10 protein-coding genes and 2 tRNA genes are annotated in these 15629 nt (G+C 55.6%); 5 read left to right on the top strand and 7 right to left on the bottom strand.

Annotated features, from left to right (window positions below; all coding sequences use genetic code 11):
* The first annotated feature begins 4 nt into the window (after window positions 1-4).
* The 3 genes from AC1U7K_RS03240 to AC1U7K_RS03230 all read left to right on the top strand — a co-directional run bounded on the left by AC1U7K_RS03240 (window position 5) and on the right by AC1U7K_RS03230 (window position 1031).
* Window positions 5-682: a YkgJ family cysteine cluster protein gene (locus AC1U7K_RS03240; RefSeq protein ID WP_480249355.1), complete on the top strand. Its 678-nt coding sequence runs from the start codon at window positions 5-7 to the stop codon at window positions 680-682.
* A 5-nt stretch (window positions 683-687) separates the two neighbouring features.
* Window positions 688-763 (top strand) — tRNA-Arg (locus AC1U7K_RS03235).
* Window positions 764-955: 192 nt separating this feature from the next.
* A tRNA-Lys gene (locus AC1U7K_RS03230) sits at window positions 956-1031 on the top strand.
* Window positions 1032-1284: 253 nt separating this feature from the next.
* Here AC1U7K_RS03230 and AC1U7K_RS03225 read toward each other — a convergent pair.
* The 7 genes from AC1U7K_RS03225 to AC1U7K_RS03195 all read right to left on the bottom strand — a co-directional run bounded on the left by AC1U7K_RS03225 (window position 1285) and on the right by AC1U7K_RS03195 (window position 8744).
* A complete protein-coding gene (locus tag AC1U7K_RS03225) occupies window positions 1285-1641 on the bottom strand; it encodes a helix-turn-helix domain-containing protein (protein WP_480249354.1) in 357 nt (118 codons plus the stop codon).
* A complete protein-coding gene (locus AC1U7K_RS03220) occupies window positions 1638-1976 on the bottom strand; it encodes a type II toxin-antitoxin system RelE/ParE family toxin (RefSeq protein ID WP_480249353.1) in 339 nt (112 codons plus the stop codon). Before AC1U7K_RS03220 ends, AC1U7K_RS03225 begins: the two co-directional genes overlap by 4 nt.
* Window positions 1977-2535: 559 nt before the next feature.
* Complete coding sequence (gene mobF / locus AC1U7K_RS03215; protein WP_480249352.1) at window positions 2536-5256, bottom strand: MobF family relaxase; 2721 nt, start codon at window positions 5254-5256, stop codon at window positions 2536-2538.
* A gap of 11 nt (window positions 5257-5267) precedes the next feature.
* A complete protein-coding gene (locus AC1U7K_RS03210) occupies window positions 5268-7076 on the bottom strand; it encodes a type IV secretion system DNA-binding domain-containing protein (protein WP_480249351.1) in 1809 nt (602 codons plus the stop codon).
* A 540-nt stretch (window positions 7077-7616) separates the two neighbouring features.
* Window positions 7617-7859, bottom strand: a complete 243-nt coding sequence (locus AC1U7K_RS03205; protein ID WP_480249350.1) for a hypothetical protein — start codon at window positions 7857-7859, stop codon at window positions 7617-7619.
* Window positions 7860-7886: 27 nt separating this feature from the next.
* Window positions 7887-8147 (bottom strand): helix-turn-helix transcriptional regulator, encoded by a 261-nt coding sequence (locus AC1U7K_RS03200; RefSeq protein ID WP_480249349.1) that lies wholly within the window; start codon window positions 8145-8147, stop codon window positions 7887-7889.
* A 66-nt stretch (window positions 8148-8213) separates the two neighbouring features.
* Complete coding sequence (locus AC1U7K_RS03195; RefSeq protein ID WP_480249348.1) at window positions 8214-8744, bottom strand: hypothetical protein; 531 nt, start codon at window positions 8742-8744, stop codon at window positions 8214-8216.
* 217 nt (window positions 8745-8961) lie between these two features.
* Between AC1U7K_RS03195 and AC1U7K_RS03190 the strand changes: the two genes are divergently transcribed.
* The gene (locus AC1U7K_RS03190; protein ID WP_480249347.1) at window positions 8962-12348 is read left to right on the top strand and encodes a helicase-related protein; all 3387 of its coding nucleotides are present in this window, start codon (window positions 8962-8964) and stop codon (window positions 12346-12348) included.
* A gap of 10 nt (window positions 12349-12358) precedes the next feature.
* Window positions 12359-15628: an Eco57I restriction-modification methylase domain-containing protein gene (locus AC1U7K_RS03185; protein ID WP_480249346.1), complete on the top strand. Its 3270-nt coding sequence runs from the start codon at window positions 12359-12361 to the stop codon at window positions 15626-15628.
* The last annotated feature ends 1 nt before the right edge of the window (window position 15629 follow it).

Here is a 15629-nt window from a genome sequence, read left to right as displayed (position 1 = left end):
CGCCGTGCCCGCCTTTGCCGGGATGACCGTCGCCTCCCGGCGCCTGTTCGACAAAGCCGATCGCTGGTTTGCCCGCACGCGCGCTGCACTGCTGGAAGCGTTGCCCTGTCGAGCGGGCTGCCACGACTGCTGTCTCGGCCTCTTTGCCGTCACGGTGCTCGACCGTCGCCACCTTCAGGAAGGTCTGTCGCAACTCCCTGATGATGTCCGCCGCCGAATCGAGACGCGAGCGAACGCGCAGGTCGCCCAACTGGAACAAGCCTTTCCGGATCTCGCCTCCCGGCCGTTTCTCGATGACTGGCCGGATGAGGTGATCGATCGCCTGGTTTCCGCTTTCGCCAAGGCCCCGTGCCCTGCTCTGGATCAGGCCGGCTGCTGCTCGATCTATGCTCACCGTCCGCTCACATGCAGACTGATGGGTGTCCCGACCCAGGCCGGTGACGTCGCGCAGCCGGCCTGCGAGGTCCAGACGGCACTGCCGCTCATTCCGGTCAGCGAGATCCTTCGAAAAGACGAAGAGGCGCTCGCGGCGGAAGAAGCCCGGTGTCTGGAAGAAGTCTGCGCCGATCGGGACGGCGAGGAAATCCTGCTGCCCTATGCGTTTCTTCGTGATCGAAGAGTCGAGAGCCGCTCCTCGCTAGACAGCGCGCGTAACGCTGTGGTAAGTTGGCTCCCTCGCTGACGGATGCGCCTGTAGCTCAGTGGATAGAGCATCAGCCTCCGGAGCTGAGGGCCACAGGTTCAAATCCTGTCAGGCGCACCATACCGCACTTCGTGTGGACCGTTTGCCACATCAATCGATCACTTTTCGGTGTCGGTCAAACGGAGAGTTTTTTGATCTGGGATTTGTTGCCGGCAACGAGAAGCGGGGTTTCTGTTGTTTGAGATGCTGCACTTCGCCGAACCGTTGCACTCTCGATTCTGATTAGCTCTGGGACTGCTTTCCTCCTCAGGTGGGCCGTTAGCTCAGCTGGTAGAGCAGCTGACTCTTAATCAGCGGGCCGTAGGTTCGATCCCTACACGGCCCACCAAAAATCAACAAGTTAGGAATCTCCTCCCAAGAATCACGAATCGGTGTAGACGCCATGTAGACACGGAAAGAAAAAATTTTTCTTCCCCACCCCTGTCGCGCCTCTTCCCATTTTCAACCTTTCTCGGTTTAAAAGACATCTTGCAAAGCCTGTCCGGCTTTGAAAGATTTTTCCATAATTTTTTCAAAGTCAAACAAAGTTCCGATTGAGGGGGATGGCATCGAACACCGCTAATTGGGCAGAATTCGGTGGGCTACCCAGCGATTCTGTCCAACTTCCTGGCAATCCTCGTCCGCACTGTTCCATGCCGTCGGCCACGAGGAGCGTTGCGAACCGTTACCTGTACGTCTTGGCCGAGCAGCGAGAGAAAATGGACAAGGCGCTCGATGGAAAATCCGGCCATCTGGCCGGCTAAGAGCTTGGACACTTTGGCTTGGTCAATCCCCAACTGAGCCGCGGCTTCAACTTGCTTCCATCCCCGCCCTCTGATCGTCTCTTGGAGAACTTGAAGCAGGCTGCTTTTCAGAATCAATTCAGCAGACTTCTCTTCGGAGAATCCCAAATCCCGAAACACATTCCCGCTGCCTTTGGTGACTGTCGCGCGTTTCATAGGTGTTGCTCCTTTCTCCACTTCAGCAAATCGGCATATCGCCTCTTGGCTAATTGGATATCACCTTTCGTGGTCTTCTGGGACCGTTTCTCAAAGACATGCAACACATACACTGCCTCCTCGAACTTGGCCACATAGAGCACTCGATAGGCCCCGCTTTCATCCCCGACCCGGATTTCCTGGACACCAGCCCCGACCGTGGACATCGGTTTCCAATCGTCCGGCTCTTTCCCTTGCTGCACCTTGAAGAGTTGATGCCCTGCCGTTTCCCTGGCACTTTCTGGAAATTCCCGGAGGTCTTCCCGCGACGATCCGACGAAATGAACTGGCTTCATTCAGCTCCCTGCACGCTCAATCTTATGCCATAACTGGCATATCCGCAAGAGGCCCGACGAATGTTGGCAAGTGGGTCAGAGCGGAAAAGGTTGCTGGAAGAGATTAGAGGGCGGACCCCTGCCCGGCATCGTGACTATCGATGATTGGGCCTTGGGGAGGCTGTGCTAGAACAGTCACAGAGCCGTTACGTTTCCGGTCTTCTAAGCATTGCCGTTTCATTGAGCGTGGAAGTGTGCGCCAAAACAGATCAGGCTCGATGTCCACCCAATAGGGAGTGTTCCCGTACTTCCAGTAAAGGACGCACATGGACGCGAGCTGTCGATAGGAAACCGGCGGCACATTGTTGCCGGGCAACCAGAGTTTGAAAAGCTGCCAGATCAGACGCATGCCTATGGGCGGTTTCCAGGTGACCATGAGTCAACTCCTTTCCTTTGTGGTTCAGTCATTTCGCTTCTTGCGCGGGCGTCAGCCGGCGCTCATGAAGGGGGGCGAGGGGGGATGTCTTTGCCGGACGTGGCAAGGTTCCACGCCGAGCGAAGACTTCCCCCCTCTTTTCACCTATCGCTCGAGTTCTACTGCGCGCGGCGGACTGGCGACATGCTGGTCGGCCGCTAAATTGTCCCGGTGACCGCGCTCGCGGTCTCCGGCACCTTGACGTTCAACCGCTTCGATCGCACTGTGCTGGCCTCGACTTTCATTCACGGCCTCCCGCAAGGTCACAGCATCATCGGTGTAAATCCTCACCTCTTCACGAACCCGCGACAGGGCCACATACCAGGCTTCTCGGTTCGTCGCGATCTGCTCGCTGTCGGCATGGTAAATTCCCCGCTCCACTGTGCGCCCTTGGCTGGCATGGACCGTTGAGGCATAGCCATGATCCCAATGGCGATCGCGTTGAGGGTCGAAGGAGGTTTCATTCCCATCTCGGTCGCGAACGAGCACGGTCCCGCTTTCTGAATCCATCCTCGCCCTGACCAGTTCACCATTCCGACGGTCCTGCTCGTAGCTATTTCTCGTCCATCGAATTAGATCCCCGTCCAGAAGAGTGCGTTCTTCTTGGCGATAGACCTCAACGGCGGTGTTCCGATGGGGCTGCCATTCAACCGTTCGAGCATCCCTTTCCATCTGCAAGATGACGGTGTTGCTATCTGGCTTGACGGTTACGACACGCGCGTATTCCGCCTTGCCCACTCCTAGCGAGCGATATTCCTTCCCAAATCGAATCACATCGCCCATCTCGTAAGACGTCGATTCCCTCATCTGCGCCCTGGTCAAATCTTTCGAAACCAGCACCTCGGCGCGGATCTCAGGACCGGACAAGACACCCCGCTGTTTCAGCCCTTCACGAATGCGCGCATTCAACTCGGCCCTATCAGCCCGCGAACCAGTGAGCACGAGTGTGCCTTCCTGGACCGCCCGATCTCGATTCAGGTACTCCCGGGTCACCGCATCGAGGCGCGCGGAACGGTCAGCCATGGCGATCAAGTTCCCAGCCTTCTCTAACTGAGCGATCGTCTGGGCGGCCTTGCCTTCCGCGGCTTTTTCAACAACCTGCTTGAGTTCCGGAGTTCGTTGCCGAACAATCTCCGTCATCTGTTCGGTCTTCATGCCTTTATCTACGAGCAGCGCGAAAGGCTTTCCAGACTGGATGGCGGCAAGTTGGGCCCTGTCGCCCAGAAACACCGCCCGGGCATTCTCCTGCTCGATGGCCTTCATGAAGGCCTGCGCGTCCCGAGACCCGAGTAAGGAGGATTCGTCAACGATATAGAGCGTTCGCTTGCCGTTCTGAATCCCCTCCCGCTGTTGCCCAGCCCGTTCCGCCAAGAACTGCGCAACTGTTTGTGACCGAATCCCAGCCTCGTTCTGCAGCGTTCTTGCAGCACTCGCTGAGATCGCGAGCCCTCTCACTTCGTACCCGCACTGTTCAGCGTAGTCCTTCACCACAGTGAGCATGGTGGTCTTGCCTGTCCCTGCACGACCCTCCACCCCAATAAAGCAGTCCTCGCTGACTAAGATATGAATCGCGGCTCGTTGCTGTCCTGTCGTGAAGCTTCTCCCGTCTGTCGCCTCTCGGGCCTGCTCGTGAGACAGGATGGAGGCCACATGCCCCTGGCCCTCTGCCATGATGCGGATTGTGTCCTGCTCTGTCTTCAATGCTTGGAAGGTCGTGTACCGATCGCCAAGTGGAATCAGCTCGCCTGATCGCTCCGCCTGGCGGATTGCGCGCTGCACATCCTGATAGGTCGCTGTACCGACAACCTGTTCCGTCGCATAACGCTCCAGATCCCGCCGGGCTACGACGGTTTGTCGCTCCGTTGTGTGCTCGATGGCCCATTGCAATCCTGCCCTGGCAACCTGCCGGCTTTCGTTGTGATTCGCCTCACGGCCGGCACGCTCCCCGGCCTGTTCCATCACGTGAGCGAGATCGAACCCCTGAGACTCGGCCCGCGTACGCCATTCCTCGTGAAGTTCTCCCCGATCGACATCAGATTTCACGCTTCGGGTCATGAGCGTCGCCTGCTCGGCCGCTTTGGCTCCTGAGAGCCCACGCTCCTGCATCGCCTCCCGAACGGTGAGGGAGCGCTGACTGAAATGCTCGAGCTGTTGTTTCGTAAAACCTCGGATTTCAAGCCGGCCATCGGCATGGGTCTTTTCAATGTCGTACCCGAGCCGCTGCACTTCGGCGGCCAATTGCGCGCGGTAGATCGCGCCAGCCGCCATTTTGTGCTCATACAGCTTTTCGTTCGACAGGGCCCGCCATGCGCCATCCTGCCGCTCCGTTGCATTGGCGATCACCGCGTGCGTATGCAACTGCGGATCAAGCGTGCGCGACGTGTCATGTTGGAACCGTGCGACGACGAAATTCCCGGTCTGTTCGGTACTGGTCTCGCCATCCACTGTGAGACGCGCCTGAGCGGCTTCCCGTTCCAGATATTCGAGCGCCTTGGTCACAGCGACCTCGTGCGCTTCGCGGAGTCGATGATCCCCTCCCACTTCGGCAAGCAGAGACAGACTTTTGGGAGCGCTCAGGGTGACATCAACGCCGGCTCGGTCTCGTCCGACCGTTCCCGACCTGATTTCTGCTCCGTTCGGCAATTGTCCATCAAGCACTCGCTGAAAGGTCTCCGGGTCAACGGGACCGGAAAGGCTCAGCCGCTCAGCGCCTTGCCCCCACCAGACAGAGCGCTCGCGTGCTTCCTCACGGTCCGTGTAGTAGTTATCTTTTTCGTAGTAATGGCCGGCGGCGGCACTATTCGTGATGTTCTTGATGCTCAGCATCCGTCCCGCCTTCACGTGGTCAATTCATCTGCTAACTCTGCGAGACTCGGCGTTCGATCGTTCTTTGATGCGCCAAGATGCCCCTGGTGGTTCGCAGCAGGTTCGGCATCAGACCTGCCAACCAGCATCGTGCGCGGGATCAGTGGCGGCGCAATGGGCGATCGTTCGTTCACCCGGAGCGAGACATGCACAAGAGGCTGAGGACCGGGGAGCTTGAGGTATCCCACTCGATCCGGCAGGCACTGCAATGCCGCAGGTTCGATGAGGTAACGGGTCGTGTAATGCTCGGACAAGGACACTCCATCTCGCGCAGCGTGGCCCCCGTACTGCACACTTTCCTGGGATTCGATGAAGACCTGTTGTCCAATGCGCTTCGCAAGCAGCTCCGCGGTCCGTGGTTCCGGACTGCGAAGAGCCAGGGTGGTTTGCGGCATAGAGAGCAGCGTGATGGCCTCTTGTTCGCCATACAGTGAGGCAAGTTGGGAGAGTGACTGAAGACCGAGTACGACACAGGCCCCAAAGCGCCGGCCTTCCTGAAGCAGTGTGCTCAACGCAGGGAGACGATTTAGGGAAGCGGTTTCATCCAGAATGAACCAGAGCCGCCGCGTTGATGAGGGCGGTAACGACAATAGTGCAGTCGTGGCGAGGTGGAACCAGACAGTCAGCATGGGACGGAGCAGGGCCCGCATATCAGCTCGAGCGGACAGGAACAGCCACCGGCCACAAGGCTGACTCACGAATCGGCGGATGCTAAAGGTTTCACCCTCTGAAGCATCCTGGAGATAGCGAAACACACCGGCTCGTTTCATGGCCGTGAACCGCACCGAGAGCGCCGTGCGTTCGATGCTCTTACTCATCACAACGCCTGCCGGCGTGCCTTTCAGACGTTCCTCAATCTCATCCAATGGCATGGTGACCAGAAGCTCATAGAGGTCTCGGTTTGTGCATCTGGCCATGCGTCCAAGTTGCTCCAATCCGGATGCAATGAAGTGAGTGGCCCCGACATCCCAGATGGAGTCACTGCTTTCTCTCGGATCTCGCGCCATCATCGCTTCCGCGAAGTCCAGGAAATGCTGGGCCTCCAGACAGTCAGCCCACGGATTCCATGGCGGCATGCGGGCATCACAGACGTTGAGCACCACGTCGTGATGGGCTCGGTAGAAGTAAGAGAGGAAGGTACCGTCCGGATCGTACACGATGGCTGCATCACCTCGCGCCCTGATCTGGTCGAGCAAGTTCAGGGCCGCCGTTGTCTTCCCGGTTCCCGTGGACCCAACGATCACAACATGCAGTCGCTCGCCATCCTTGGTCAGACGAACCCCCGCCAGACGGTACGGACTCCACAGCCAGGCAGTGAGCCATTGGCAAGCACGGAATACCATCCGGGGTGCGGTGCTCGATCCGGCCACGGATTGATCCCTCCAGGACAGATGGCCATAGATCCAGGCGATGACGAACCACAATCCCGCCGCCAGTGCAGCCACTGTCATGCTTTGCTGAGCTGAATCCAGGAGGATCTGATGCGTATCGTGCGCAATCCGCTGCGCCTCTTCGCTGCCCAGGATCTGCACGACTGACCAACGCTGTTCCCCTTCAACCGTTGGAACAGGGAGGGCGATATGTGTGAGCCCAATGGACACGGCGAGGCGAGCCAGCCAGTACGCCCGGTAGACCTGCCACGCACCAGATTCAATAGAAGAGGGATTCATCCACAGCCAAAGCCCTCCAGACACAACGCCGAGCAGGAAGGCAAACACAAGGGTGGCAAGGAACATACGCCACCGGTGGCGAAGCAACTCGGACCCGCGAATGAGGCTCATGGCAACTCCTCCTTGGCCTGGGCCAATGCTTCAGCCTGAGCATCCGCCGCATCTTTGGGTGAGCGTGCACTGACCAGCCGACGGAGTAAATTCCGTGATTCATACAGGGCAGCAAGATGTGACTGCCGGAGTCCAGATTCATGCACGCTGTCGATCCACAGTCCACGTTCGATGCAGGCTCGGACGAAATCAGCAAACGGGATGCGTCGCCGTCCTGCTTCGGAGCGGAGAACCGCGTGCAATTTGTCATCAAGTCGGAGAGAAACCGGTTGAGACATGGTCGATCGCCCCTCCTTTCAGGCAATGACAGGGCCGAAATCGAGTTTCGTTCGGCTGCAACAAGAGATGCGCGCCTATTGTCAACGGCTCTGTCATGCCTCGATCTTCAGTTCCGTACTGGTTACACCTTCGCTGCTAACCTTCAGGGAAATCACTTCAAACTCAGACGACACTGACGATCTCTTCAAATTGCCTAGTTCTAGGCGTTGGGTGTGATAGCAAACAGCCCCTTCTGTCTTCCAGAATCAGAGCCCCGCATATCTATCCAACGGCCTTACTGTCTCCTCGCTCTCGCGCACGCCGTCCTGTCTGCTCCGTCAGCAACGCATGAGACAAGATTCGGCTCGCCAAGGCGTTGCGAGTGATCGTATCAGGGCCCCCGAGAGCTTCATGGAGAGAAAGAAAGGCTTCCGCCTGGGGGCCACTCAAGGTAACCGTCAACCGCAGCGACTGGTCATTGGATTCCTGGATCAACTCCTGTTTAAGTTGTTCATACAGCTTCATGGGTTTCCTCCTCCTTGGACTGCCCTTTCAGATCGCTTTATGGGTGCGTCTGTCCCAGGCTGGTTGACTCGTAGAATTCCGTGCCGATGCCTCAAGGAACCTTGTCAAATCGTCGAGTTTGTAACGAACACATCGGCCCAGTTTCAAAAACCTTGGCCCTTTACCCTGCAGACGCCAGCTCTGCAAAGTCTTGATGGAAACGCGTAGGAACTCTGCAGCTTCTTTCTCTGTCAATAACTGTTGCCCGCGATCGAAAAACTCCGGTGAAGATAAGACTGAGGATGGCATACGTAGACCTCGTGCACAAGGACAAAGAACGTGTTACAGGCGATGGTTGACGAACAAAGTAGGGAGTTACGCTAACGAGGGCGGTGCACGAAGGGTGTGGCTGTGAGTGAGGAAGAGGTAGCGCCGGAGAGAAGTAGATTCCCAAGCAAATCGAACTCTGGCTCTGACCGAAGACTCTTGGGCGGTGAGAACGGAAAAGATGAAACAGATGAGGAACCAAAAGACAGTCTCAATCCAATCGGCAACCAGCTCGATCAAGTAAATGACGTAATCGAGAACCAATCCGCTGATATGATCGAGAATCATTCCGACAAATGTCTTAAAGCCGCCGGCAGTAACACATTCGAAGATGTCAGACTCTAAGCCATCGCAGGCTTGCGCAATCGGAAGAGGAAGCAGCTCTCTTCGGAGGGAGATGAGGAGCGGCATCACCACGAACGGCTCACAAATGTAAACGAGACCCTGCCCCTGGTATCCGGCAGCCAAACAGACAATGCCCCAGGCCGAATAGAGTAACAGGAGAAGACTGTCACGGAGGAGAACACCGCGGCAGAGGCCGAATCCCGGCTGCTTGAGGAATTGATTGAACGAATCCATTGGTACGGTAACCGCCTCCGGTCCTCGTGTAATCCTGCCTGCGCCAATTGTCAAGGACCGCCACGAGAAAAAAGTTTAGGGAATGCTGCGGAAGGTAATGGGCAGTAATTGGCGGTAGGCGCGGGCAAAGAAACCCCAATTCGCAGAAGCTTCCGTTGTACTTCCTCAGACCTTTAGCGTTGTCACTTAGCCGAAAAAACAGTATCCTCCTGGCGCCATGCCTCGTATCTTTGATAACATCGAACAATCTCTCCTGCCTGCCCTGCGCGAAACCATCCAGGTTGCCGACCGCGCGGATTTCTGTGTTGGATACTTCAATTTGCGCGGGTGGAAGCAACTCGACTCGCACATTGAAAAATGGGCTGGCGGAGATGGTCACTCTTGCAGGCTGTTGGTCGGCATGCAGCGGTTGCCACAGGATGAATTGCGTGAAGCTTTGAGCCTGATCAGTCGAGATGGCGAGATAGACAACCAGACGGCAATTCGCCTCAAAAAGAAGCTCGCCGAAGAGTTCCGCGAGCAATTGAGCGTTGGCATTCCGACCAACGAAGACGAAGCGGGGTTACGCAAGCTGGCAGAACAGATTAAATCCAAGAAGGTTATAGTTAAGCTATTCCTCCGGCATCCTTTACATGCCAAGTTGTATTTGCTTTTTCGCCCCGATCCTATCAATCCCACCGTCGGGTACCTAGGAAGCAGCAATCTGACGCTTGCGGGCCTTTCCAAGCAGGGCGAGCTGAACGTGGATGTGTTGGATCATGACGCCTGCCAGAAGTTGGCCAAGTGGTTCGAAGATCGGTGGACGGACCGTTGGTGTGTGGATATTTCCGAAGAACTCGTCCGCATTATCGAAGAAAGCTGGGCACGGGAAGAACTCGTCCCTCCGTACCACATCTATATCAAGATGGCGTACCATCTTTCACAAGAAGCACGGGCCGGGCTTTCCGAATTTAGAATCCCGCGTGACTTCGGCAAGAGGTTATTCGAGTTTCAGACGGCAGCGGTCAAGATTGCCGCGCATCACCTGAACAAGCGTGGGGGTGTATTGATCGGGGATGTGGTGGGTCTCGGGAAAACTCTAATGGCCACCGCCCTGGCAAGAATCTTCGAGGATGATCACGGGCTTGAGACACTCATCATCTGTCCAAAGAACTTGGTCCCGATGTGGGAGGATTATCGAGCACAATACCGGTTACTCGCGAAGGTGTTGTCAATTAGCCAGGTTGTAGGGGAACTGCCGAATCTGCGCCGTTACCGCCTCGTGCTCATCGACGAAAGCCACAACCTTCGCAACCGTGAAGGCAAACGGTATCGGGCTATTCAAGAATATGTCCAAGCGAATGAGAGCAAGTGTATTCTGCTTTCTGCCACCCCATACAACAAAACCTATCTTGACCTTTCCAACCAGTTACGTCTCTTCGTCAAAGAGGACAAAGACCTCGGTGTTCGCCCAGAACGATTAATTCGCGAGCTCACCGAGACCGAGTTTATTCGACGCCATCAATGTTCCGTGCGCTCCCTGGCGGCTTTCGAGAAGAGCGAATATGCAGACGACTGGCGAGAATTGATGCGCCTCTACATGGTAAGACGCACCCGCAGTTTCATTCAGGATAACTATGCCCAGACTGACCCCACCAGCGGTCGGAGATTTCTCACCTTCGAGGATGGGAGCCGGTCTTACTTTCCCATCAGAGTTCCAAGAACAGTGACCTTCAAGATTGACGATGCCAACCCCGCAGACCAGTATGCGCGGCTCTACGCCGACGATATCGTCAATACCATTAACGCCCTCAATCTCCCTCGGTACGGATTAGGGAACTATGTGGCGGCGACCCCGCATGAACCACCGACACAAGCTGAAGCGAGATTGCTGCAAGACCTGTCTCGTGCCGGGAAACGCCTTATGGGGTTCTGCCGGACGAATCTGTTCAAGCGTCTCGAAAGCAGCGGCCAGGCCTTTCTCCAGTCAATCGAACGTCATATCCTCCGCAATCACGTCTATCTTCATGCGATCGAACACAAGAAGCCCATCCCAATCGGCACGCAAGATGCCGAGATGCTCGATGCGCGCATCTACGACGAAGATGCCGACGCCCCCGGCGCCAAGACAGGATTATTTGAGGACGACGAGACCGACCACGAGCAAGAGGGGCCACGAATAGGATCGTTACGAAAGGCTAAGGACTTCATCAGCCGAGGAGCCGAGATTTATGAGGAGTACGCTGGTCAATACAAGCGGCGATTTAAGTGGCTTCCGTCAGGACTCTTTGTTAAATCGTTAGAGAACGATTTGCGGAGCGATACAGAGGCCCTCCTAAAGGTCTTGCAACTATGCGGTGAATGGGACTCGAACAAAGACGCCAAGCTTCAGGCCCTCGTCAATTTGCTCAAGAAGAAGCACCCGAATGACAAAGTCCTTATCTTTACTCAATTTGCCGATACCGTCCGCTACCTAGAGACCCAGCTCGCGGCTCGTGGAGTCTCATCCTTGGCTGGTGCAACCGGAGACTCTCCGAACCCGACGGCGTTGGCGTGGCGGTTCAGTCCGGATAGCAATGATAAGCGCGACAGACTGGAACCAGGCGAAGAGGTGCGAGTCCTGATTGCCACGGACGTGCTCAGTGAGGGACAAAACCTGCAAGACGCAGCCATTGTGGTGAATTTCGACCTCCCGTGGGCCATCATTCGCCTCGTCCAACGAGCGGGCCGTGTGGACCGCATCGGACAGAAAGCTGAGAACATCCTCTGCTACTCTTTTTTGCCCGCCGAAGGCGTCGAGCGCATCATTCGCCTCCGAGCCAGGGTGAGGCTCCGTCTTCAAGAAAATGCGGAAGTGGTCGGCACCGACGAGGCCTTCTTCGAGGATGATCGAAACGATAATGCGATCCTCAATCTCTACCATGAGAAAGCAGGCATTCTAGATGGAGAGGCCGATACGGAAGTCGATTTGGCCTCGTACGCCTATCAAATCTGGAAGAACGCGATTACTGCCGATCCCAGCCTACAAAAGACCATCCCCGATCTGCCGCCCGTAATCTATGCCACGCGGGCGCATGACCCGACGAACAAGCAACCAGGCGGGGTGCTGGTGTATCTGAGAACAGCCGAAGGCAACGATGCGCTGGCCTGGATCGACAAAAACGGTACCGCCGTCACGGAGTCTCAGTTCGCCATCCTCCAGGCTGCGGCGTGCAGTTCAGATACACCAGCGCTACCGCGCCAAGCAAACCATCACGAACTCGTCCAAAAGGGTGTCGAGTTGATTGTCAAAGAAGAGAAAACAGTTGGGGGACAATTGGGACGACCTTCAGGGGCGCGTTTCCGCACGTATGAACGACTCAAGCGCCATGCGGAGCATGTCAAAGGGACGTTGTTTGAGTCCCAGGAACTTCTGAAAGCCATCGACGAAATCTACCGCTACCCGCTCCGCCAATCGGCCGTGGATACGCTCAATCGCCAACTCCGAAGCGGGGTATCGGATGAAGCACTGGCAGAACTGGTCATAGCCTTGCGAGAAGAAGACCGGCTTTGCTTGATCCACGAAGAGGAACAGAGCCAGGAACCAAGGATCATCTGTTCCATGGGACTATCAGCCCCCGAGTAACCAACCAACAATGCCGCTCGACCCTACTCGAACTCGCCAACACCTCGCCGCTGGTGATTTTCGTCGGCTTTTCATCGAGGAACTCGGCTGGGATTCACATACCGCATCGCTCGACCTTCCGATTGATGGACAGCGATTTGCGTTAATCGCCGTGGCTCAAAAGCGCGGCATGGTGGCGTTCCACTGTCGCGCAATCGGCCAGCAGGGAATTCCAGACTACCCCACCCGCCGCAAAATCGACCGCCAGCTCACCAAGTCGGCTCAAGAGCACTTGATTATTTACACGGACTCATCCAATTCCACGCAGGTGTGGCAGTGGGTGAAGCGCGAAGTAGGCAAACCGACCGCCTGTCGTGAACATACCTACCATCGCAATCAACCAGGAGATGCGCTCATCCAAAAACTCCAGGGCATCGCCTTTTCCCTGGAGGAGGAGGAACAACTCAGTCTGGTGGAGGTGACCAGCCGGGCACGAGCGGCCTTCGACGTCGAGCGCGTCACCAAGCGGTTCTATGACACGTTCCAGAAGGAGCACGCGGCGTTTCTCAAGTTCCTAAAAGGTATCCCCGACGAGGATCTGCAACGATGGTACGCCTCCGTCATGCTCAACCGGCTGATGTTCGTCTACTTCATTCAGAAGAAGGGCTTCCTCGACGGCAATCAGGACTACTTGCGAAACAAATTGGCCGAGTGTCAGAAGCGAGGAAAGGACCGCTTCTACAAGGACTTTCTTTGTCCCCTGTTCTTCGAGGGGTTCGCCAAGAAGGATACCGACCGCGCACCGAACGTGAACCGCTTGTTGGGCAAGGTGCCGTACCTCAATGGAGGTCTGTTCCTTCGTCACCAGATCGAAGAGCAGCACGGCAAAGATATTCAAGTAGCTGACACGGCCTTTACCAGGCTCTTCGCCTTCTTTGAACAGTACCACTGGCACCTCGACGAACGCCCGCTTCGCGCCGACAATGAGATCAACCCGGATGTCCTCGGCTACATCTTCGAGAAGTACATCAACCAGAAACAGATGGGCGCCTACTATACGAAGGAGGACATCACCAGCTACATCAGCCAAAACACGGTAATCCCGTTCCTTTTCGACACCGCGCGGAAAAAGTGCAAGATCGCCTTCGAAGGCAATCAATCCGTTTGGCGCCTGCTGGAACTCGATCCTGATCGCTACATCTACGAACCGGTAAAGAAGGGAGTCGGTCTTGAGCTCCCTCCTACCATTGCGGCCGGCCTAACCGACGTGTCGAAGCGGATAGAATGGAACAAACCCGCGTCAGCAGACTATGCCCTGCCCACAGAAATTTGGCGGGAAGTGCTCGCCCGACGTAAGCGATACCAAGAGGTACGCAAACAACTCACGGACGGCGGACTTCGAGATATCAACGACTTGATTACTTACAACCTCGACATCCGGCAGTTCGCGCAGGATGTTATCGAAAACTCCGAAGGCCCGGAACTGTTGCGGGCGTTTTATCATGCAATCGAGAAAGTCACCGTGCTCGATCCCACCTGCGGCTCAGGCGCCTTCCTCTTTGCCGCGCTGAACATTCTTGAACCGCTCTACGAAGCCTGTTTGGACCGGATGGAAGTCTTTCTCGACGACCTTGATCGGTCAGGCGCCAAACACCGGCCGGAAAAGTTCAGCGACTTTCGCAAAATTCTCGAACGGGTCGAGAGCCATCCGAATCGCCGTTACTTCGTGCTGAAATCCATCATCCTCAACAATCTCTATGGCGTGGACATCATGGAAGAGGCGGTCGAAATCTGCAAACTCCGCCTGTTCCTCAAGCTCGTCGCGCAAGTAGAAAAGGTGGAGCAGATCGAGCCGCTACCCGACATCGACTTTAATATCCGCGCGGGCAACACCTTGGTCGGCTACGCCAGCCTTGAGAACCTCAGAAAGTCCATGGAAGGGGACTGGGTCCGCCTTCAATCCCTTCCCACCATCGAAGAGAACGCCGAGATTGCCGATAGGGCGTTTCAAAAGTTCCACGAGATGCAGACCGAACACGGCATGGAGGCCAAGCATTTTGCCGATGCGAAGGACGAGCTACGGAGGCGCCTCAAAACGCTTGAAGACGAACTCAATCGCTATCTTGCCAACGAGTATGGTGTCGATGCCTCAAAGCGCGCTTCCTATGCGAAGTGGCTCGCCTCCCACAGACCATTCCATTGGTTCATTGAGTTTTACAGAATCATGAAGAGCGGTGGCTTCGATGTAATCATCGGAAATCCCCCCTATGTCGAATATCAGGATGTGAGAAAGAACTACACAGTTCATCACTTTGAGACCTTAGAATGTGGAGATCTTTACGCCTTCGTGCTCGAACGAGCCTATCAGCTCCTAAGAACGAATGGCTTAATTAGCTTAATCGTGCCCATTTCAATCTTTGGAACTGATGGCTTCAGCCTGCTTCAACAACTGTGTCTTCGAACACTTGATAAGATATGGGTCTCATTCTTTGCAAACCGACCTTCTCAGCTGTTTGATGGCGCACAGAAGAGATTGACTATTCTAGTGGGAAGGAAGTCACCCACCACCGCGCCTTCAATCTATTCTACGGGCTATTTCCGCTGGTTTGCGGACGAACGAGAGGTACTGTTTCGTTCGCGTCTTTGGTACGCCCCGCCACATATCACCTTCTCCGTCTTTCCAGCGTCTCTTGAAAAACTTGGCTCAGAATTAGAGGTTAGTGCATTCAATAAAATCCTTCAGGTCACAGAAAGACTAGCGGACGCAGTGAGAGAATCTACACGCTACCGCGTCTTCTACACGCGCAAGTTTGGTTATTTCTTAGCGTTTCTCAACTTCGTTCCTCGCATAACTGAAATTAATAGCGGTCGGCGAATAGAGCCTTCTGAGCTAAAAGATTTAAGGTTCGAGACCCCTGAATATGTGTGGGCCATCGTTGCGGCGTTGAGTTCATCAACGTTCTTCTGGTTCTGGAATGTACTTTCGGATTGCAGAAATCTGAATAGACGCGATCTCTTGGCCTTTAGATTCGACCCATCTATTAATCAGGGCAGTATAAAGCAACAGCTTTCTCTACTAGGGCAGCGCTATCTTGCAGCGTTGAAAGCAACGACGCTGATGATGACCAAGAGCGGTCTAAGGATCGAAACTTTTAAATACTCAGCTTGTAAAGCCATTCTCGACGAGATCGACCGCGTGCTAGCGAAACACTACGGCTTCACGGACGAGGAACTGGACTTCATCATCAACTACGACATCAAGTACCGCATGGGTCAGGACATGGAGAGCGACGGCGAGTAGA

The organism is Nitrospira sp. Vd2 (assembly GCF_979581665.1).
This window is presented reverse-complemented; position numbering and strand designations above follow the sequence as displayed.